Annotated in this window: 19 protein-coding genes and 1 pseudogene; 12 read left to right on the top strand and 8 right to left on the bottom strand. The window is 73.7% G+C overall.

Annotated features, from left to right (window positions below):
- Positions 1-95 precede the first annotated feature (95 nt).
- Positions 96-1,484: a class II 3-deoxy-7-phosphoheptulonate synthase gene (locus tag CLV40_RS28590; protein WP_104482105.1), complete on the top strand. Its 1,389-nt coding sequence runs from the start codon at positions 96-98 to the stop codon at positions 1,482-1,484.
- A 67-nt stretch (positions 1,485-1,551) separates the two neighbouring features.
- Complete coding sequence (locus CLV40_RS28585) at positions 1,552-2,379, top strand: class I SAM-dependent methyltransferase (protein ID WP_104482104.1); 828 nt, start codon at positions 1,552-1,554, stop codon at positions 2,377-2,379.
- On the opposite strand, the gene CLV40_RS28580 is transcribed toward CLV40_RS28585, so the two are convergent.
- A complete protein-coding gene (locus tag CLV40_RS28580) occupies positions 2,360-4,777 on the bottom strand; it encodes a Stk1 family PASTA domain-containing Ser/Thr kinase (RefSeq protein ID WP_104482103.1) in 2,418 nt (805 codons plus the stop codon). The genes CLV40_RS28585 and CLV40_RS28580 overlap by 20 nt on opposite strands.
- Positions 4,778-4,948: 171 nt before the next feature.
- Here CLV40_RS28580 and CLV40_RS28575 point away from each other — a divergent pair, with 171 nt between their 5' ends.
- Positions 4,949-5,317, top strand: a complete 369-nt coding sequence (locus CLV40_RS28575) for an Rv2175c family DNA-binding protein (protein WP_181043787.1) — start codon at positions 4,949-4,951, stop codon at positions 5,315-5,317.
- Positions 5,318-5,391: 74 nt separating this feature from the next.
- On the opposite strand, the gene CLV40_RS28570 is transcribed toward CLV40_RS28575, so the two are convergent.
- From CLV40_RS28570 to CLV40_RS28555, 4 genes are all read right to left on the bottom strand, one after another.
- Complete coding sequence (locus CLV40_RS28570) at positions 5,392-6,300, bottom strand: phytoene/squalene synthase family protein (RefSeq protein WP_374066580.1); 909 nt, start codon at positions 6,298-6,300, stop codon at positions 5,392-5,394.
- Entirely contained in the window at positions 6,288-7,703 is a 1,416-nt protein-coding gene (locus CLV40_RS28565; protein ID WP_146108273.1) for a hypothetical protein, read from the bottom strand. The genes CLV40_RS28570 and CLV40_RS28565 overlap by 13 nt, the downstream gene beginning before the upstream one ends.
- A 66-nt stretch (positions 7,704-7,769) precedes the next feature.
- Positions 7,770-9,290, bottom strand: a complete 1,521-nt coding sequence (gene crtI / locus CLV40_RS28560; protein ID WP_104482100.1) for a phytoene desaturase family protein — start codon at positions 9,288-9,290, stop codon at positions 7,770-7,772.
- Entirely contained in the window at positions 9,290-10,417 is a 1,128-nt protein-coding gene (locus CLV40_RS28555; RefSeq protein ID WP_374066578.1) for a polyprenyl synthetase family protein, read from the bottom strand. Before CLV40_RS28555 ends, crtI begins: the two co-directional genes overlap by 1 nt.
- A gap of 127 nt (positions 10,418-10,544) precedes the next feature.
- Between CLV40_RS28555 and metF the strand changes: the two genes are divergently transcribed.
- Positions 10,545-11,426 (top strand): methylenetetrahydrofolate reductase [NAD(P)H], encoded by an 882-nt coding sequence (gene metF / locus CLV40_RS28550; protein ID WP_104482099.1) that lies wholly within the window; start codon positions 10,545-10,547, stop codon positions 11,424-11,426.
- Positions 11,427-11,891: 465 nt separating this feature from the next.
- Here the strand turns inward: metF and CLV40_RS28545 are convergent, their stop codons facing one another.
- Entirely contained in the window at positions 11,892-13,571 is a 1,680-nt protein-coding gene (locus CLV40_RS28545) for a DUF885 domain-containing protein (protein ID WP_104482098.1), read from the bottom strand.
- Between the two features lie 61 nt (positions 13,572-13,632).
- Here CLV40_RS28545 and CLV40_RS28540 point away from each other — a divergent pair, with 61 nt between their 5' ends.
- Positions 13,633-14,334, top strand: a complete 702-nt coding sequence (locus CLV40_RS28540) for a DUF3153 domain-containing protein (RefSeq protein ID WP_181043786.1) — start codon at positions 13,633-13,635, stop codon at positions 14,332-14,334.
- Between the two features lie 23 nt (positions 14,335-14,357).
- Positions 14,358-14,609, top strand: a pseudogene (locus CLV40_RS28535) (HD domain-containing protein); the annotation flags it as partial.
- 43 nt (positions 14,610-14,652) lie between these two features.
- Here the strand turns inward: CLV40_RS28535 and CLV40_RS28530 are convergent.
- Together CLV40_RS28530 and CLV40_RS28525 are read right to left on the bottom strand one after the other, a co-directional pair.
- Positions 14,653-15,219 carry a GNAT family N-acetyltransferase gene (locus tag CLV40_RS28530; RefSeq protein ID WP_104482095.1) on the bottom strand — a complete coding sequence of 189 codons (567 nt, stop codon included), beginning with the start codon at positions 15,217-15,219 and terminating at the stop codon, positions 14,653-14,655.
- Complete coding sequence (locus tag CLV40_RS28525; protein ID WP_104482094.1) at positions 15,216-15,737, bottom strand: YbaK/EbsC family protein; 522 nt, start codon at positions 15,735-15,737, stop codon at positions 15,216-15,218. The genes CLV40_RS28530 and CLV40_RS28525 overlap by 4 nt, the downstream gene beginning before the upstream one ends.
- Positions 15,738-15,963: 226 nt before the next feature.
- On the opposite strand from CLV40_RS28525, the gene CLV40_RS28520 reads away from it, so the two are divergent.
- The 6 genes from CLV40_RS28520 to CLV40_RS28495 all read left to right on the top strand — a co-directional run bounded on the left by CLV40_RS28520 (position 15,964) and on the right by CLV40_RS28495 (position 19,938).
- Positions 15,964-16,371 carry an SAV_6107 family HEPN domain-containing protein gene (locus CLV40_RS28520; RefSeq protein ID WP_104482093.1) on the top strand — a complete coding sequence of 136 codons (408 nt, stop codon included), beginning with the start codon at positions 15,964-15,966 and terminating at the stop codon, positions 16,369-16,371.
- Entirely contained in the window at positions 16,368-17,141 is a 774-nt protein-coding gene (locus tag CLV40_RS28515; RefSeq protein WP_245931627.1) for a maleylpyruvate isomerase family mycothiol-dependent enzyme, read from the top strand. Before CLV40_RS28520 ends, CLV40_RS28515 begins: the two co-directional genes overlap by 4 nt.
- A 75-nt stretch (positions 17,142-17,216) precedes the next feature.
- The gene (locus CLV40_RS28510) at positions 17,217-17,924 is read left to right on the top strand and encodes a VOC family protein (protein WP_104482092.1); all 708 of its coding nucleotides are present in this window, start codon (positions 17,217-17,219) and stop codon (positions 17,922-17,924) included.
- Between the two features lie 111 nt (positions 17,925-18,035).
- The gene (locus CLV40_RS28505; protein WP_104482091.1) at positions 18,036-18,542 is read left to right on the top strand and encodes a SigE family RNA polymerase sigma factor; all 507 of its coding nucleotides are present in this window, start codon (positions 18,036-18,038) and stop codon (positions 18,540-18,542) included.
- Positions 18,539-19,126 carry a hypothetical protein gene (locus tag CLV40_RS28500; protein ID WP_104482090.1) on the top strand — a complete coding sequence of 196 codons (588 nt, stop codon included), beginning with the start codon at positions 18,539-18,541 and terminating at the stop codon, positions 19,124-19,126. Before CLV40_RS28505 ends, CLV40_RS28500 begins: the two co-directional genes overlap by 4 nt.
- 80 nt (positions 19,127-19,206) lie before the next feature.
- The gene (locus CLV40_RS28495; RefSeq protein ID WP_104482089.1) at positions 19,207-19,938 is read left to right on the top strand and encodes a VOC family protein; all 732 of its coding nucleotides are present in this window, start codon (positions 19,207-19,209) and stop codon (positions 19,936-19,938) included.
- Position 19,939: the final 1 nt, after the last annotated feature.

Here is a 19,939-nt window from a genome sequence, read left to right as displayed (position 1 = left end):
GCATCCCGACTACCAAAATCCGCCAGTCGGGTAGCGCCGTGCGCAACGGCCGTCCCGGGGCTCAACCCGGTTGCCCGACCTCTTAGTCTGGTGGTGTGAACTGGACAGTCGACGTGCCGGTGGACACGCTCCCGGAACTTCCCCCGTTGCCACCCGCACTGCGCGCCAAACTCGACGACGCCCTGTCCCGGCCCGCCGCCCAGCAACCCGAGTGGCCCGACGGCGAGCAGGTCCGCCAGGTGCGCGCGCTGCTGGAGGCCGTGCCCCCGATCACCGTGCCCTCCGAGATCGACCGGCTGCAGCAGCGGCTGGCCGAGGTCGCCCAGGGCAAGGCGTTCCTGCTGCAGGGCGGTGACTGCGCCGAGACCTTCGTCGACAACACCGAACCGCACATCCGCGGCAACATCCGCACGCTGCTGCAGATGGCCGTGGTCCTCACCTACGGCGCCAGCCTGCCGGTCGTCAAGGTCGGCCGGATCGCGGGCCAGTACGCCAAGCCGCGCTCGGCCAAGACCGACTCGCTCGGCCTGCCGGTGTACCGGGGCGACATCGTCAACTCCCTGGTCGCCACCCCCGAGGCGCGCGTGCCCGACCCGTCGCGGATGATCCGCGCGTACGCCAACGCGGGCGCGGCGATGAACCTGCTGCGCGCCCTGACCGGCGCGGGCATGGCCGACCTCACCAAGGTCCACGACTGGAACCGCGACTTCGTCCGCACCTCGCCCGCCGGTGAGCGCTACGAGGCGCTGGCCACCGAGATCGACCGCGGCCTGCGGTTCATGCAGGCCTGCGGCGTCGAGGACAGCTCGCTGCACAGCGTCGAGGTCTTCGCCAGCCACGAGGCCCTGCTGCTCGACTACGAGCGCTCCCTGCTGCGGATGGACACCACCTCCGCCGAGCCCAAGCTGTACGACCTGTCCGCGCACTTCCTGTGGATCGGCGAGCGCACCCGCCAGCTCGACGGCGCGCACATCGCCTTCGCCGAGCTGCTGTCCAACCCGATCGGCCTCAAGATCGGCCCGACCACCACGCCCGAGATGGCGGTCGAGTACGTCGAGCGCCTCGACCCGCGCAACGAGCCGGGCAGGCTGACGCTGATCAGCCGGATGGGCAACGGCAAGGTCCGCGACGTGCTGCCCGCGATCGTGGAGAAGGTCGAGGCCTCCGGCCACCGGGTCATCTGGCAGTGCGACCCCATGCACGGCAACACCCACGAGTCGTCGACGGGCTACAAGACCCGCCACTTCGACCGGATCGTGGACGAGGTGCAGGGCTTCTTCGAGGTCCACCGCAGGCTCGGCACCCACCCCGGCGGCATCCACGTCGAGCTGACCGGCGAGGACGTCACCGAGTGCCTCGGCGGCGCCCAGGAGATCTCCGACGCGGACCTCGCGGGCCGCTACGAGACCGCCTGCGACCCGCGGCTCAACACCCAGCAGTCGCTGGAGCTGGCCTTCCTGGTCGCGGAGATGCTCCGCTCGTAAAGATCATGGCAACCAACGGCACCCTCTCCGCGCGGAGAGGGTGCCGTTGTCGTTCACGGGAGGACGCGTGAACGCGTGGCAGTGGGACCCGACCCTCTACACCGGCAGCGCCGACCACTACCTCAAGGGCCGCTTCCCGTACCCGCGCGCGCTGCGCGACGCCTTGGCGGACGCCCTCGGCCTGGACGGCACCGGGCGCCTGCTGGACGTCGGCTGCGGGCCCGGCACGCTCACCGGGCTGCTGGCGGGCGACTTCGCGGAGGCCGTCGGTGTCGACGCCGACCCGGACATGGTCGCCGCGGCCACCGCGCGAGCCGCGCCCAACACCCGGTACCGGCACCTCAGGGCCGAGGAACTCCCGGCCGACCTGGGCACCTTCCGGCTGGTCACGCTCGCCCAGTCCTTCCACTGGATGGACCGGCCCCTGGTCGCCGCCGCGGTCCGCGCCATGCTCGCCCCCGGCGGCACCTGCGCCCACGTGCACGCCAGCACCCACCAGGGCGTCGAGACCGACGACCTGCCGCACCCGCGCCCACCGCACGCGGCCATCACCGACCTGGTCCGCGCCTACCTGGGTCCGGTGCGCCGCGCGGGCCGGGGACAGCTCGCCCAGGGCACGGCCTCCGACGAGGAACCGATCTACCGCGCCGCGGGCTTCACCGGCCCGGAGCGCGTCGAGGTCCCGGGCAGGCTCATCACCCGGACCGCCGACGAGACCGTCGCGCTGGTCTTCTCCCTCTCCAGCTCGACACCGCACCTGTTCGGCGAGCGCCGAGCCGACTTCGAGGCCGACCTCCGCGCGCTACTGCGCACCAGCAGCCCCGGCGGCACCTTCAGCGAACTGACCAGCAACATAGCCGTCGATCTCTGGGGGGCTAGAACAACCAGGCCGTGACCTTGTCGCCGCGCTGGAGTTTGGAGCCGGCGCCCGGGCTCTGGTTGAACACGCGGCCGGACGGGTTCGAGAACGGGCCCAGGTCCATGACCAGCCCGGACTGGCCCAGCAGCGCCTGCGCCTCCGGCACCGTGCGGCCGGTCAGGTCCGGCACGGTCACCGCGCTGGACACGACCACCGACACGCGCTTGCTGCCCTCGGCCTCCACCTGCGTGTTCGCCCCGGGCGTGGTGCGGATGACCCGGCCGCCCTCGACGTCGGGGGAGAACTCGGCGGGGCCGTCGAACGGTTCGAAACCGGCCTGGCTCAGCACCTGGAACGCCTCGTCGCGGGTGCGGCCCTTCACGTCCGGGACCGGCTTGGGCGCCGGGCCCTTGCTCAGCACCACGAACACCGGCGAGGCGATGTCGAGCGAGGTACCGGCGGGCGGGTCGAGCTTGACCACCTTGCCCTTGGCCACGGTGTCGTCGTAGACGTTCTTGCCGTCGTCGAAGCGGGGTTGCAGCTGCTCGGTGCGCACCGCCTTCTCCGCGTCCTCCTTGGCGACCCCGGCCCGCACGTCGGGCACCACCGGCTTCCCGGCGGACACCACGATCGTGACCTCGTCGCCGCGCAGCGCCTCGGTCCCGGCGGCGGGCTGGGTGCTGATGACCACCCCGGCCTCGATCTTGTTGTCCCGCTGGTTCGTCACCCGGGGGGTCAGGTTCGCCGACCGCGCCGCCTCGGCCGCGACCGCCTGCTCCTGCCCGGCCAGCGCGGGCACCTCGGTGTACCGGCCGCTGGAGAACCACCAGACGCCCGTGCCGAGCAGCCCCAGCAGCAGCACCCCGACGATGCCCAGGACCACCAGCCGCCGGGTCGGGCTCGCCGGGCGCGGCGCCGCGGCCTGCGGGCCGGTGTTCGGTTGGACCGGCACGCCGCCGGTCGCGTACGGCACCGGGTGCGCGCCCGTGCGCGGTGCCGGGTTGGCCGTCGCCGAGTCGATGACCTTCTCCAGGTCGGACCGCAGCATCGCGCGCGTGCCCTGCGGGCCCATCGCGGAGAACCCGGGCACCTGCCGCACCACGGTCGCCGAGTGCGGCACCGGCTGCTGCTGCGGGAACCCGGTCGGCCCGGAGTGCGGGTGCCGGGGCGGCGCGGTGTGGATCGTGGCGTCCGTGCGGACGGTCTCGTCCTCGTCGCCAGGCCCCTTCGCGAGCGCGTCGGACATCGCCGCCAGCGGCACCTTGACCGTCGTCTCGGGGTCTTCCGGGTCGGTCCCCGGCGGTGGCGACGGCGGGATGGACCCACCGGAAGCGGGTACCGGCCCCTGGACCGGCCCGGAGGCCGCGACCGGCACGGGGCCCGAGGCCCACGGCGCCGGAGTCCCGGGCGCGGGGGTACCCGGCGCGGCGGGCACGGGGGTACCGGGCGCCGGGGTGCTCGGCGCGGGCGTACTCGGCGCCAGGCTGCCCGCGTGGGACGCGTGGGACGCGGCGGCCACCGACGCGCCCGACACGGCCATGGTCTCGTCGACCGACACCGGCGCGGGCACCGGCACGCGCATCCGGGGCAGCGACAGCGCCGCGCGGACCCGTTGCAGCTCCACCAGGAACGCGGCGCCGTCCTCGGGCCGGGTCGCCGGGTCGCGGCGGGTGGCGCGCACGACCAGCTCGTCGAGCATCGGGGGGATACCGGGCACGGACGCGCTCGGTGGCGGCACGTCGTCGTTCACGTGCCGGTAGGCCACGGAGAGGGCGCTGTCGCCGTAGTAGGGCGGCATGCCCGTCAGGGTCTCGTAGAGCACGATGCCCGCCGAGTAGACGTCACCGCGCGAGGTCGCCGCGCCGGTCGTCACCTGCTCCGGGGACAGGTACGACACCGTCCCCAGGATCACGCTGCTCTTCGTCGTCCCGGCGCTGGCCACCGCCCGCACCAGCCCGAAGTCCGCGACCTTGACGATGCCGCCCGGGCCGATCAGCACGTTCTCCGGCTTCACGTCACGGTGGATCAGCCCGGCCCGGTGCGCCGCGGACAGCGCGGACAGCACCGGCTCCATGATCGCCACGGCCAGCGGGGTGGGCAACGTGCCGCGCTCGTTGAGCAGGTCGCGCAGCGTGCCGCCGCTGACCAGCTCCATCACCAGGTAGACGTGCTCGCCGTCGAGCCCCTGGTCGTGCACCGCCACGACGTTCGGGTGGTGGATCTTGGCCGCCGACCTGGCCTCGCGCTCGAACCGCTCGACGAAGGTCTTGTCGTCGGCGAACCGCGAGTCCATGACCTTGATCGCGACCGGCCGGTCCAGCCGGGTGTCGAGGCCGCGGTAGACCGCGGACATCCCGCCGCGGGCCAGCGGCGCGTCAACCCGGTAGCGCTGCTCCAGCAGCGCGCCGATCAGACTCGGGCCTTTGTCCTCCACAAGGGTGGATCGTACGGAGATCGGCGTAACGATGTCGGCACCCCCGGGTATCTGTGACCAACTGCCCGGCCATTCCTCGGATGACCGGTGGTTTCCCGTGACCGACCGCCGAAATGGCGCCTGTGGACGGACAACTGCTCACGCGCCCCCGATGTGGCATCGTTGTGAGCCGTGAGTTCCCTTCCCGTCGCCGCCGACGTGCTCGACCCCGAGGTCCCGGTGCTCCCCCTGCCGGACGTCGCGGAGCGCCTCAACCAGCCCATCACCCGCGTGCACCAGGCACTGCGCGACCACCAACTGCTCGCCGTGCGCCGCAAGGGGGTGCTGCTGGTCCCCGCCGAGTTCCTCGACGACAGCGGCGCCATCGTCAAGGGCCTGGCGGGCACCATCACGGTGCTCAACGACTCCGGGTTCAGCCCGGACGAGATGATCCAGTGGCTGTTCACCGCCGACGACTCCCTGCCCGGCCGCCCCATCGACGCCCTGCGCGGCGACCGCGGCCGAGAGGTCAAGCGCCGAGCCCAGGCCCTCGCCTTCTAGCACCCACGACTACCCCGCCCCGTCGCCCGTCGACGGCGGCGGGGCCTACCGCGAACGCAGCTCGGGTTAGGCCCTTACTTCGCGCGCAGCCGGGCCAGTGCCCAGCGCCCCGCCCCGGGTGCGGCGATGGCCAGCCGACGCCGGTTCGGCACCACCGCGCGCCGGGTGAACACGTCGTGGTCGGCCGCCGCGATCTCGTCGAGGATCGCCGCGTACAGCCGCGCCGCGGTCGCCACGCACGGCCGTGACACCGGGTCCAGCAGCGCGATCCCCGGCGTGGCCTCCCGGTAGCGCGCGCGGGCCTCGGCGGCGAAGTGCGCCACCGCCCGCCGCACCGCCCGGTCCGGCCCCTCGACCCGCGCCCGCAGCAACCGCGCGCGGTCCACGCCGAACGCGGCGAGGTGGTCGGCGGGCAGGTAGACGCGGCCTCGGTCGAGGTCCTCGCCGACGTCGCGCAGGAAGTTCGTCAGCTGGAACGCCTCGCCCAGCTTCGCCGCGTACGGGCCCGCCGCCGCGGGGTCCTCGGTGCCCAGCACCGGCAGCATCATCAGCCCGATCACCCCGGCCGAGCCGTGCGTGTAGCGGGCCAGGTCGTCGTGGGTGGCGTACTCGGTGACGGTGAGGTCCATCCGCATCGACGCCAGGAAGTCGGTGAACAGCGACCGGTCGATGCCGTGGCGGGCCACCGTGTCGGCGAGCGCGCGCAGCACCGGGTCGGTCGTCGGCGCGCCGTCGAGGGCGGCGCCCAGCGCCCCCTCGAGGGTCCGCAGGTCGCCCGCCGGGTCGGGGCCGGGCGCGTCCACCAGCTCGTCGGCGACCCGGGCGAACCCGTAGAGCGCGTGCACGGCCGGTCGCCGCGCGGGTGGCAGCAGGCGGGTGGCCAGGTAGTAGCTGCGGCCGTAGTGGGCGTTGATCCGCCTGCATTCCGCGTAGGCGGCGGCCAACCCCGGGTCGGGGAGCGCGGTCACGGTCAGCGCTGGCAGCCGGTCCACTGGCCCGGCGGGCAGTTGCCGTCGCTGCTGCGGTAGGCGTCGACCAGCTGCTTGAGCAGGCCCTGCGCGGACGCGGCGTCGTCGGTGGCGGTCACCAGGTCCACCTGGCACACGGCGTTGGTCGCGCTCAGGCAGATCGGCAGCTGCTGGGCGGCGTTGTCGGCCCACATCTTGCCCGCGACCACCCCGTACTTGAACACCTTGCCCTTGCCGAAGCCCAGCGCGTAGACGTAGTGCGAGCCCTCGGGCCGCTGCTGCTTGGCGTCCGCCGGGGCGGCCTTGGCCAGCGCGGAGAGCTTGGTCAGGTCCGGCGCGTCGGCCAGCACCAGCGTCGACCACTCGACGCTGTACGGGTGGTTACCGGGCTGGGCGTTGGCCTTGGAGTAGAACTGCACCCACTCCGGGGAGGTGATGGTGCACTTGGCGCTGCCCGGCTGCCCCGGCGCCACCGGCCCGGCCTGCGACTCGCACGCGCCCAGCGGCGCGTTGTCGCCCAGCCAGTTGCCGCGGATGGACACCTTCACCGCCGCTTTGCCCGGGTTGGTGAACTGCACGACGATCGAGCAGCCCTCCGCGCCGCAGCCCTCGAAGGTGTGGCCGGTCTCCTGGACCGTGGTCAGCACGTCGACCGGGGCCGTCAGCTGCCCGGCCACGGTGGTCACGTCCTGGTAGAACTTCGCCAGGTCGCCGGTGGCGTCGCTGATCGCCGCGTCGAACCGCTTGACCTTCGTCGGGTCGGCCTGCCCGGCCTCCGACAGCTCCACGTGCCCGATGCCGTAGGGCGCCTCCTCGGACAGGTAGGCGCTACCGCGGGCCAGGGGGACCTTGATGAACCGGCCGCCGTCGAGGTCCGCGCGGTCGCCCTCGGCCACCGGCCGGTCCTGCCGCTGGTCGTTGTTGAGCACCAGGTACTGGCTCAGCGCCTCGGGGGTGAACACGTCCGAGAAGTCCATGCCGATGAGCCCGCCGGGGGCCTTCACCCAGCGGTCGGCGACCGCCGTGCCCTTGTTCTCCCCGTTGGCGACCCCGGACAGCGACGCCCAGAAGTCGGCCGCGGCCTTGAGGTAGATGCCCTTCTCCACCACGACCAGCGCGGCCCGCTTGCCGCCCATGGTCAGCGAGCCCGCGATCTCCCCGCTGCCCGCCGCGGCGAGGTCGAACTGCACGGCGATGCCGTTGGCGGTGGTCATCGAGCCCTGGTAGCGCAGCAGCCCGGCCTCCCGCAGGTCGCGGGTCGCCTGGGCGGCCGCGGCGGTGACCGAGATCGGCTTGATCTCCAGCGGGACCGCCGTGCCCGCCACGCTGGTGCTGCAGGCGGAGGCCGTCACCGCCAACGCCGCGAGTGCCAGCGCCGCTCTCCGTGCCCGCGTCCCCCGCTGTGCTGCCCCGCGCATTCGCCGCTCCCAGTCCCGACACCGGCCCGCCGAGTCGCATTATCGCGGTCGTGACCGGCCCGAACTCTAAATCAACCGCACAGTTCGCTTGCGGATCGCCCCCGCGCCTGCCGACGCCGGGTGGCCCACCACCCGGTGGGCCGCCAGTCTGCCCGAGATGACGACCGGCGGGACGCCGACACCCGGAGTCGTGCCGCATCCCGCCAGCACGACATTCTCCACCCCGGGCACCAGGTTGCGGGGTCGGAACGGTCCGGTCTGGCCGAACGTGTGCGCCACCGAGAACGGGGTGCCCTCGGCCATCCCGGCCGCCGCCCAGTCCGCGGGCGTGACCAGCCGCGCTACCTCGACGGCGGAGTCGAAGCCGGTCAGGCCGCGGGTTTCCAGCACCCGGACCAGTTCGTCGCGGTAGCGCGGACCGATCCGCCGCCAGTCGACCGGGCCGGTCCGCAGGTTCGGGCAGGGCGCCAGCACGGAGATCTGCTGCCTGCCCGCGGGCGCCATCCCCGGGTCGGTCGCGGTGGGGCGGGTGATCAGCAGCGACGGGTCGGTCATCAGGGTGCCGCGGCGGGTGATCTCGTCGAAGGTGCGCTCCCAGGCCGCGCCGAAGGAGATCGTGTGGTGGTCCAGTTCCGGCCACGAGCGCGTGGTGCCGGTGTGCAGGACTACGGCGGACGGGGAGTACCGGAGTCGTAGTGGTCGGCGTGGGGTGATGCCGACGAGTCCGTAAGAGGTCGGTAGGTCGGCGGTGAGGACTACGGCGTCGCAGGTGACGCGTTCGCCCGTTGTGGTGCGGACGGCGTTTACCCTGGTACCTACGCGTTCCAGCCACGCCGCGCCCACGCCGTAGCGGAATCGCACACCGGCCCGCGCCGCCGCAGCGGCCATGGCCTCGGCGACCGCGCCCACGCCGCCGCGCGGGAAGTACACGCCCGCCACGGTGTCCATGTAGGCGATCACCGCGTACGCGGCCAGCGCCCGGCTCGGCGGCACGCCCGCGTAGAGGGACTGGAAGGAGAACAGCCTGCGCAGCCGCTCGTCGGACAGGTGCCTGGCCACGGCCGGGCCGAGCCTGCCGAAGCCGCCCAGCGCCGCCAGCCGGGCCAGGTCGGGGCCGAGCAGGTCGGTGGGGGAGTCGAAGTTGGCGCCGATGAACTTGTCGCGCTGCACCCGGTACAGGTCGGTCAGCCACGCCCGCAGCCGCCGGTAGCCCGCCGCCTCGGCGGGCCCGGCCACCCGCCGGACCTCGGCCTCCATCGCCTCGGCGTCGGTGTGCACGGCGATGGTGCTGCCGTCGGCGAAGCGCGCCCGGTAGGCGGGGTCGAGGCGGACCAGGTCCAGGTCGAGGGACTCGCCGACCGCGGCGACGGCCTCCTCGACCAGTTCCGGCATGGTCAGCACGGTCGCGCCGGTGTCGACGGTGTAGTCGCCGAGCCGTTCCCGGCGGGCCCGCCCACCCGGCCCGTCCGCGGTCTCCAGCACGGTGACCTCGCGACCCGCGCCCGCCAGGTGCAGCGCCGCGGACAAGCCGGCGAGCCCGGCGCCGACCACGAGCACCCGGTCGGTGCGGCCCGGGACCGCGCGCACTAGCTGGTCCGGCGGGTCGCGGTGATCGCCAGGTCCGCCAGCACCGCGCCCGCGGGCTCGGCCAGGTCGACCGAGGCCAGCGCGGTCATCGCCGTGTCGGTCAGCTCGTCCATCCGGTGCTCGACCTCGGCGACCGCGCCCAGGTCGACCAGCAGGTCGCGGACCCGCTCGACGGTCGCGGAGTCCAGGTCCTCGTCGCCCAGCGCCGCGCGCAGCACCCGGGCGTCGGTGTCGCGGCCCGCCGCGTCGGCGCGGCGCGTGCCGACCGACATGAGCAGGGTGCGCTTGCCCTCGCGCAGGTCGTCGCCCGCGGGTTTGCCGGTGACGTCGGTGTCGCCGTACATGCCGAGCAGGTCGTCGCGCAGCTGGAAGGCCAGGCCGATGTCGGCGCCGAACGCGCGCAGCGCGCCGACGACCTGCTCGGGGGCGCCCGCGAGCGCGGCCCCCATGTGCAGCGGGCGCTCGACGGTGTAGGCGGCGGTCTTCATCCGGGCCACGCTCAGCGCGGCCTCGGCCGACTCGTCGCCCTTGGCCTGGGTGAGCACGTCGAGGTACTGGCCCGCCAGCATCTCCGCGCGCATCGCCTGCCACGGCGGCAGCGCGGCGTCCCGGCGGTCCGCGGGCAGGCCCGCGCCGACGTACATGTCGTCGGCCCAGGCCAGGGCCAGGTCGCCGAGCAGGATCGCGGCGGCGGCGCCGAACCGCTCGGGGGCGCCCAGCCAGCCGCGCTCGCGGTGCCGGGCGGCGAACTCGACGTGCACGGTCGGCTTGCCGCGGCGGACCGCGGAGGCGTCCATCAGGTCGTCGTGCACCAGCGCGCAGGCCTGGATCAGCTCCAGCGCGCTGACCGCCCGCAGCACGGCCCTGGCCTGCTCGCCGTCGCCCGCGCCGCCCGCGCCCCGCCACGCCCACCAGGCGAAGGTGGGGCGGATGCGCTTGCCGCCGCCGAGCACGAACGCCGAGAGCGACTCGACCGCCGAGCCGAAGTAGGGCGCCACGGCGGCCATCCCGGCCTGCCGTCCCGCCAGGTAGTCCGCCAGGGCCCGCTCGACGTGCGCGGCCACGGCGGTGTCAATACCGCCGAAGTCTTCTTCGATGTCGTCGATGATCACCTGGGTACCTCGCACTGCCCGCACCCCGCTATGGTCCGCTCCACCGGCCGCGCGGTGCGCGGCGGGGTGGGCCAATGTGACCGGCCTCCCGCTCGTCTTCCGGTCGGTCTCGGTTGTCGGATGTCTTCGCTACGCTGAGCGCATGACCAGTGTGGTGCAGCGGATCCGGGTAGGCAGACCGGTGTTCTCGGTCGAGTTCATGCCACCCCGTGACCACGCCGACGAGCAGCGGCTCTGGAACGCCATCCGCGAACTGGAGGGGCTGGACCCGGCGTTCGTGTCGGTCACCTATGGTGCGGGCGGCTCCAGCCGCGACCGCACGATCCGCACCACCGGCCGGGTGGCCCGCGAGACCACCCTGGTGCCGATGGCCCACCTGACCGCGGTCGACCACTCCGTCGCGGAACTGCGCAACGTGATCGGCTGGTACGCCGCCCTCGGCATCCGCAACATCCTCGCCCTGCGCGGCGACCCCCCGGGCGACCCCAACGGCGAGTGGGTGGCCCACCCGGACGGCCTCAACTACGCGAACGAACTCGTCCGCCTCGTCCGCGACCTGGGCGACTTCTGCGTGGGCGTGGCCGCGTTCCCGTACGGCCACTCCCGGTCGGCCGACATGGACAGCGACACGGACAACCTCATCCGCAAGTTCGACGCGGGCGCGGACTTCGCGATCGCGCAGCTGTTCTTCGAGCCGGAGGACTTCCTCCGGCTCCGCGACCGCGTGGCGGCCCGCGGCTGCGAGGCGCCGCTGCTGCCGGGCATCATGCCGATCACCACCCGCAAGACCCTGGCCAAGACGATCGAGCTGTCCGGTGCCCAGGCCCCCTCGCGGATCGTGGATCTGCTGGACCCCCACACCGACCCCAAGGGCTTCCGAGCCGCGGGCATCGACCTGGCCACCGAGGTCAGCGAACGACTGCTGGCGGAGGGCGTGCAGGGCCTGCACTTCTACACGTTCAACCGCTCCAAGGCGACGAAGGAAGTCGTCAGCCGCCTCAACCTCGTCCCCGCCCGCACCTGATCCACCGGGCTCGCAGGCGCCCAACGGTGCTGCTGATCGAGCGTGTGCTCGGCGGCGGGCCCTCGGCAGCACACCGACCCGGGCACGGCTTTCGCCGCAGACCAACGGCAAGGTTCCATCGCGCCCTCGGCGCGGGCCTACGTCCGGTTCCTGGACCGTGGCAGGCAACGCCGAGCAACCTGCCGAGTTGGTCGCACCGCCACGACAACCGTCGACCCACTCCGCCGCCGGAGGCCAGCACCCGGTGTCCGCTGACATCACCGCTGGCCCTTGTGGCACGACCCTGGAAACGGCCAACGCCCAGCGCCCGCGAGGGGTCCCCGACCAGGGGGAACCCCTGATTTCAAGCCTATCGGCCGCACCCGGGCGCGGGGGAGCGGTCGGAGTCCGGTTGTGGACAACCTCGGCCAGTGTGCACAGCCTCCGCCCGCCTGCCCGATATCGGGCAGGCGGGCGGCACAAGGCTCAGAGCGCCGCGAGGCGTTCGCGGAGGGTGTCGAGGCCCATGGCGCCCATGACGAGGGCGTCCTGGTGGAAGGCCTTGAGGTCGAAGTCCGCGCCGCGGCGGGCCTTGGCCTCGTCGCGGGCCTGGAGCCACAGGCGCTCACCCAGCTTGTAGGTGGGGGCCTGGCCGGGCCAGCCCAGGTAGCGGTCGATCTCGTCGTGCACGTGGGCCGGGTCGGTGATGGTGCGGGTCAGCAGGAACTCCAGGCCCAGCTCCGGCGTCCAGCGCTCGCCCTCGTGGAAGCCGGTGCCGCGCGGGATCTCCAGCTTGAGGTGCATGCCGATGTCGATGATGACCCGGGCCGCGCGGAAGATGTGCGCGTCGAGCATGCCCAGCAGGTTGCCGTCGTCGGAGAGGTAGCCGAACTCGCGCATCAGGCGCTCGGCGTAGAGGGCCCAGCCCTCGCCGTGCGCGGGGACCCAGGTGAGCAGGCGCTGGAACTTGTTGAGGCTCGCGGCCTGGTAGACGGCCGTGGCGATCTGCAGGTGGTGGCCCGGGACGCCCTCGTGGTAGACGGTCGAGACCTCGCGCCAGGTGGAGAAGTCCTCGCGGTCGGCGGGCACGGACCACCACATGCGGCCCGGCCTGCTCCAGTCGTCGGTCGGGCCGGTGTAGTACGCGCCGACGCCGCCGCCCGGCGGGGCGATCTTGCACTCCAGCCGCATCAGCGGGTCGGGGATCTCGAAGTGCACGCCGCGCAGGTCGGCCAGCGCCTGGTCGGACAGCCGCTGCATCCACTCCTCCAGCGCGCGCTGGCCGCGGACCCGGTAGCGGGGGTCCTCGTCGAGCACGGCCGCCGCCTCGGCGATGGTGGCGCCGGGCTTGATCCGGCCCGCCACCTCGACCATCTCGGCCTCCAGCCGGGCGTGCTCGGCCCAGCCCCACTCGTAGGCCTCCTGCAGGTCCAGGCGGGCGCCGGTGAACTCGCGCGACCACAGCCGGTAGCGCTCCTCGCCGACCGCGTCCTCGGTGGGCGCCTTGGCGGCGAGCTCACCGGTCAGGAACTCGGCCAGGTCGGCGTAGGACTCGGCGGCGGCGCGGGCGTTCGCCTCGAGGTCGGACCGCAGCGCGTCGTCCACCTTGGCGGGGGCGACGAGGTCGGCGAAGAAGGACGTGCCGCCGAGCCCGGCCCAGGTGCGGCACTGCTCGGCGACCTTGGTGACCTGGCGCAGCGCGGCGACCCGGCCGCGTTCGGCGCTGAGCCGCAGCGACTCGCGGTAGCCGGACAGGCAGGCGGGCACGCCCGCGAGCCGGGCGGAGATGGTGGCCCAGTCCTCGGTGGTCTCGGTCGGCATCAGGTCGAAGACCTGCCGCACCTCCTGCGGCGCCGAGGTGATGACGTTGAGCGGGGCCAGGTGCTCACCCGCCTCGTGCAGCTCGACCTGCAGCCCGACACGTTCGCCGAACACCGCCTTGGCGTTGGCCTCGCTCGGGTCGGCGGGCTCGGCCCCGGCCACGGCGGCGAGCGCGGCAGCGGCCAACCGGGCGCGCGCGTTCACCCCTTCGGGGGATAGATCGGGTAGTTCGCGGTCGTACCCCGCGATACCGACGTAGGTCGCCGTGACCGGGTCGGCGGCGGCGATGTCGTCGACGTAGCGGTCGCAGATCTGGTGCACACCGTCGTGCTGGGAGGACGCCATGCCCGCACGTTACCCAACGGTCGGCGGCGGAGGCGGTGGACGGGGCCGGCAGGATGGCCCGGTGCAGCAGGCCATTCCACGTTCCCGATCCGGTTGGCGCAGGTGGGCGGCGCTGGTCGCGCTGGCCCTGCTGGCCGTGCTCACCCTGTCGGGGTGCGTGCGGGTGCAGGCCGGGCTGGCGGTCAGCGAGGACGACCTGGTGTCCGGCCAGCTGGTCATCGCGTCCGTGCCGGTCAAGCAGGAGGACAAGGGCCCGGCGCTGAAGATCCCGGACGAGCTGACCGGCAAGGTCAAGACCCAGGTCTACACGGCCGACGGGTACGTGGGCCAGACGTTGACGTTCCAGGGCCTGAGCTTCGCCGACATCGCCGTGCTCAGCGAGGCGATCACCGAGGGCAAGCAGTACCGCCTCAGCTTCCGCCGCTCCGGCGACCTGGTGACCATGTCGGGCTCGGTCGACCTGAGCGAGCTGCCCGCGAACCGCGCGGACGTGCAGATCAAGGTGGCCTTCCCCGGCTCGGTGACCCGGACCAACGGCATCAACGACAACGGCACCGTCTCGTGGAAGCCCAAACCGGGCGCGGTCACCGAGTTCGACGCGACCGTCCAGTACACCGACAAGTCCGGCGTCTCCTGGACCAAGTGGGTCGTCATCGTCGGCGCCTCGGCGATCGGCGTGGCGCTGCTGGTCCTGGCCCTGGCGTACTACACCCACCGCCGCTCCCGCCGCAGCGCCGAACCCCAGGCCGCCAGCCCGTTCTGACGGGAGGTCGTCCGCCGAAGATGCCCGACGCCTCCCGCGAGCTGGTCCGGGCGGCGGTCGACGAGTTCGAGGCCCGGCAGACCCCCGAGGCGCGGTGCGCGAAAGACGCGGACAAGCTGGAAATGCCGCTCCAGGCCGTCGAGTACCGCGATACCGGAGTCCACCGCGTCGACGGGTGGATCGACTCCGCCCGCGACGGCCTCACCACCGAGACCGCCCGCCGCGTCGCCGAAGCCGCTGTGACGCTCTCCCCGCTGACCTGGCGAGACCGCTAGCGGGTGATCCCCGCGAGACCGCGGTGGGTTTCGCCGCCGCGGATCACAGCGGCAGGGCGCGGCCCAGGACGCCGAAGGGGCGGGGGTCGCCCGCGAACTTGTAGTGCCGCAGGACGTCGATGAACTCCAACCGGCGGTAGAGGTTCCAGGCTCGGGATGGGCCTTCCGGGGTCGACAGCAGCACGTGCGCGTTGCCCGCGCCCGCGACCAGGCGGCGGACCAGTTCGCCGCCGATGCCCTGGCCCTGGGTGTCGGGGCGGACGTGCAGTTCGGTCAGCTCGAAGTAGTCGGTCATCCAGCGCTCGGCGTGGGGGGTGCCGTGGCGTTCGGTGACGCCGCGCTTGACCTGTTCGTGCCACCACTGGCCGGGGGCGCCCTGGTAGCCGTAGGCGATGCCCACCATGTGGTCGTCGGCGTCGAACGCGGCCACGCAGCGCCAGCCGATGCGGAGGATGTGCGCGAGCCACATCGGGGCGCGCTGCTCGGCGGTGCCCTCGGGGTAGCGCATCGCGGTGACGTAGAGGCTCAGCGCCTCGCGCAGGCGGGTGCGCAGCTCGTCGCCGGTCAGCTCGGCGAAGCGGGCGACACTGGGGGATGGCGCGGCGGTCACGTAGACGGATCATCCTCCTCGACGCCGACCCGCGCAGCCGTGCCCCCGGTGAGCGCGACGAGATCGGCGTAGGTCGTCGGGAACACCGACTTCGGGTGGCCCGCCGCGGCCCAGACCACCGGGTACCGGGCCAGGTGGCTGTCGACCAGCGTCTCCAGCGGCCGGGGGTGCCCGACCGGGGCGACCCCGCCGATGGCCTGGCCGGTGTGCTCACGCACGAACTCGGGCTTGGCGCGGCGCACCTCGTCGGCGCCGACGAGGCCCGCCACCAGCGCCGTGTCGGCGCGGTGGTCGCCGGAGGTCAGCACCAGCAGCGGGTGGTCCTCGGTGCCGTGCCGGGCGGCGAAGACCAGGCTGTTGGCGATCGCGCCCACGGGGATCCCGAGCGCCGCGGCGGCCGCGGCGGCGGTCCGCACGTCGTCGGCCAGGATCCGGATGCCCGCCGCGGCCGCGTCCAACCCGGCGGCCCGCAACGCCGCCGCGGTCTCCTGCACGGCCCGGTGCTCGAGTGTGGTCACACCGACATCTCACCACCCCCACCCGGGGTGCGTTGACGTGGGCGGACAGGTCACACCGCCGAGCGCTTGAACCCCCGCTCACCACGGGTTACGCTGGCGGTGTTCGAACATGAGTTCGAATCTGCCCGGTGGTGGGGCGGGGGAAGCGCCTCACCACCGGGCGAACGCCGGCTCCCCTCGGCGCGCTGTCGTCCGCCCGTGACGTCCCGAACGCGAGGAGGCCCCGATGACCAGCACGCTGGACTTCCCCGTCCAGGCACCGCCCGCCGCGGCGGTGTCCCTGCTGCGGCAGGCCGAGCGGGGGTTCGCCGCCATCGAGGTCGACGCCGCCCCGGCGGCCCGGTTCACCGAGTCCTACCTGTGCGCGCTGCGCGCGGCGGCCGCCATGCTGGCGCTGCGCGGCAGGCCGCACCGGGGGCGCGCGAAGCCGACCAGCGTGTGGACGCTGATGTCGTCGGTGGCGCCGGAGATGCGCGAGTGGGCGGCGTTCTTCGCCTCCTGCTCGGCCACCCGCGCCGCCGTCCAGGCGGGGATCACCAGCCGCGTCGGCCCGCGCGCCGCCGACGACCTGCACCGCCAGACCGCCGAGTTCCTCGACCTCGTGCACCGCGCGGTGCACGGCAGCAGGCGGTGACCGCGCTGACACCGCTGATCGACCCGGACCGACTGCTCGACGTGCTGGAGGCGGAGACTGCGCTGATCGCGACCACGGCCGAGAACACCGACCACGACCAACCGGTCCCCGGCTGCCCGGGGCTCACGGTCGGCGAGACCGCCCGCCACGTGGGCAGCGTCTACCGCATGGTCGTCACCTGGATCCGCACCGGCGAGCGCCCCACCCGCTGGCAGCGCCAGCCGCTCGACGGCGAACCGGTCGAGCACTACCTGCGCGACGGCCTGCGGTCGCTGCTGGGGGAGTTGGCCGCGCACGGCCCCGACGCGCCGTGCCCCACCTGGCACCCGCACGACCAGACGTACTGCTTCTGGCGCAGGCGCATGGCCCACGAGGCCACCGTGCACCGCGTGGACGTGCAGTCGGCCGTCGGCGGCCCGATCACCGAGATCGGCGACGACGTCGCGGTGGACGGCGTGGACGAGGCGCTGACCCTGTGGTTCACCCACCGGCTGGCCGCCCTCGGCGTCTCCGGCACCCGGCAGGCCACGGTCGCCGTGCGCGCCGCGGGCCACACCTGGCTGGCGGAGGTCAGCACCGAGCGCACCGTCGCCACCCCGGCGTCGCCGCTGGTCGCGCCCACGGCGTCGGCCACCATCACGGCCGCGCCCCGGGACCTCTACCTGTGGCTGTGGGGCCGCAGCCCGGTCTTCGGCGACCGCATCGACCGCAGCGGCGACCTCGACGCGCTGACCCAGCTGTGGGCGCTGCTGCGGCTGGCCACCCGCTGAACCTTCTGTCCGGTTTCGGCCGGTGGGAAAACCACGGTCGCGGGAGCCCCGGCGAAGGGGACTACCGTGTCGGATATGTCCACCCGGTTGGCGAGCCTCGTCATCGACGCAAGCGACCCGGCGGCCTCCGCCCAGTTCTGGTACATCATGCTGGGCGGCACGGCCACGGCCTGCCGCGACGGCAGCTACCACCTGGTGGCCCCCGACCTGGGCGGTTGCGGTGTCGACCTGCTGTTCACGCCCGCGGTCCTGCCCAAGGCGGCCAAGAACCGCGTGCACCTCGACCTGGCCACCGAGAGCCCGCACGAGTACCAGGTCCTCACCTCGCTGGCGGCGGACGTCGGCGCGCGCGAGGTGAACGTCGGCCAGGGCCCGGGCGTCCCGTGGACGGTGTTCCGCGACCCCGAGGGCAACGAGTTCTGCATCCTCGAGCCGAACGACATCTACCAGCGCACGGGTCCCCTCGCCGCCATCGTCGTGGACGCCGCCGACCCGACCGCCCTGGCCGCCTTCTGGTCCGCCGCCACCGGCTGGCCCCTGCTGCACCGGGACGAGAACTCGGCGGCCCTGCGCGCCACCGAGGACGGCGGCCCGTGGCTCGAGTTCCTGCGCGTCCCCGAGACCAAGCGCGCCCCGAACCGGGTCCGCTTCGACCTCGCCGCCACCTCCCTGGACGGCGACGCCGCCCACCTCGTCGACCTGGGCGCCACCCGCACCGAACTCGCCCTCGCCGACCCGGAGGGCAACGAGTTCCGCCTCCTGCCCGCCCGCGTCCGCACCTGACCGCCCGGCTGGTCCGGCCAGGCGACCGGTTCGAGACCGAGTCGTTGCCGGGCGGGCGCAGCGGACGGGTGGGGTCACCTCGTCGTAGGGGGAGCGGCGAAAGGGTGGTGGATGACCTTCGACGAGTACGTCCGGGACCGGGGACAGGCGCTGCTGCGGTTCGCCTACCTGCTCACCGGGGACCGTCACCTGGCCGAGGACCTGGTGCAGACCGCGCTGCTGAAGGCCCACGGGCGGTGGCGGTGGGTGCGCGCCGCCGACCGGCCGGACGCCTACCTGCGACGCATCCTGGTCAACGCGCACCTGGACTGGCGGCGTCGGCGGTCCAGCACGGAGTTGCCGGTGGAGCCGGGGGACAGCTGGTTCGGGGCGGCGAGCGCCGCCGACCACGCCGAGGGGGTGGCCGAGCGGGCGCGGACCTGGGGCGCGCTGGCGACCCTGCCGCCCCGGCAGCGGGCGGTGCTGGTGCTCCGCTTCTACGAGGACTGCGACGACCGCGCCATCGCCGAGCTGCTGGGGTGCGCGGAGAGCACCGTGCGCTCCCAGGCGTCGCGGGCGTTGGCGGCGCTGCGGTCGTCGTGGACGGTCGGGGACGAGGAGAAGGAGCCGAGCCCGTGAGCGACACCGAACGGCGGCTGCGGGAGACCCTGGCCGAGGGCGCCACCCACGCGCCCGACGCGGCGGGGCTGCTCGCCGACGTCCACCACCTCGTCCGCCGCAGGCGCACCCGCCGGGTCCTGGTCGCGGCGGCCGTCGTCGTGCTCGGCGGGGGCGGTGTCCTGCTGGCGCGGGCCACGGGCTTCCAGGCGTCCGAGAGCGGTACGGTCGCGGCCGCGGGCTCACCCGCACCCGCCAAGTCGCTGGTCGGCTCGTGGCGACCGGTCTCGCACGCGGCAGCGGACTCCGCCGGGAAGACCGCGCACCAGTCGGTGCCATCCCGCCCCGGCCTCGCGGTCGAATTCACCCCCGACGGCCGCTGGTACACCACCGACGACCCCTGCTCGCCCACATCGGGCACCTACGTGACCTCCCCCGGCGACGCCTTCACCGCCACCGGCATCGACGGCGCGTCGCCCCCCGGATGCGGCCCCGACGTCGGGGCGGCCGTGACCACCGCGACCACCTACACCGTCACGGGAGACGTCCTGACCCTCTTCGACTCGAACCACCGCGTGCTCGCCGTCTACCGCCGGAACCCGTGACACACCAGCGATCCCACGACCGCGGAAGCGTTGCGCGGGTTCGTCACGTCCGGAGCCGCGCCCTGCACTAGCGTGGGCGCATGGCGTCGCGATTGGTCAGTGTCGGGTGGGACGCGGGGGACATGGCCGGGCTGGCCCGGTTCTGGGCGGACCTGCTCGGCTGGGAGATCACCCTCGCCAACGAGGAAGAGGTGGACCTCGTCGCCCCCGACCAGGACGGCGCGGGACTGGGCCTCACCTTCGTGCCCGTGCCCGACCGGAAGACGACCCGCAACCGGGTGCACCTGGACCTGTCCAGCTCCTCCCTGCCGGACCAGGACGCGGTGGTGGCCCGGGCCGAGCTGCTGGGCGCGACCCGGGCCGACATCGGGCAGGGCGACGTGCCCTGGGTGGTGCTGCGGGACCCCGAGGGCAACGAGTTCTGCGTCCTCGAACCCCGCCCCGAGTACGCCGACACCGGCCGCGTCGCCGCGATCGTGGTCGACGCCGCCGATCCCGGCGCCCAGGCCAACTTCTGGGCCGCGGCCACCAACTGGAGCATCGTCCGCGACGAACCCGCCTTCGCCACCCTGCGCGCCCTGCCGGGCCACGGCCCGTGGCTGGAGTTCTTGCGCGGCGAGACGCCGCACACCGCGAAGAACCGCCTCCACCTCGAGGTCGCGGGTGAACCGGGCGATGAGCAGACCGAGATCGTCCAGGCCCTGTGCGCCCTCGGCGCCACCCCCGCCGACATCGGCCAGGGCCCCGACGTCACCTGGCACGTCCTCCGCGATCCCGAGGCCAACGAGTTCTGCGTCCTGTCCTCCCGCTGAC

The sequence above is a fragment of the Actinokineospora auranticolor genome (assembly GCF_002934265.1).
Classification (GTDB): Bacteria; Actinomycetota; Actinomycetes; order Mycobacteriales; family Pseudonocardiaceae; genus Actinokineospora; species Actinokineospora auranticolor.
Note: the sequence above shows the minus strand (reverse complement) of the source record. Positions and strands in the feature narration are given on the sequence as shown.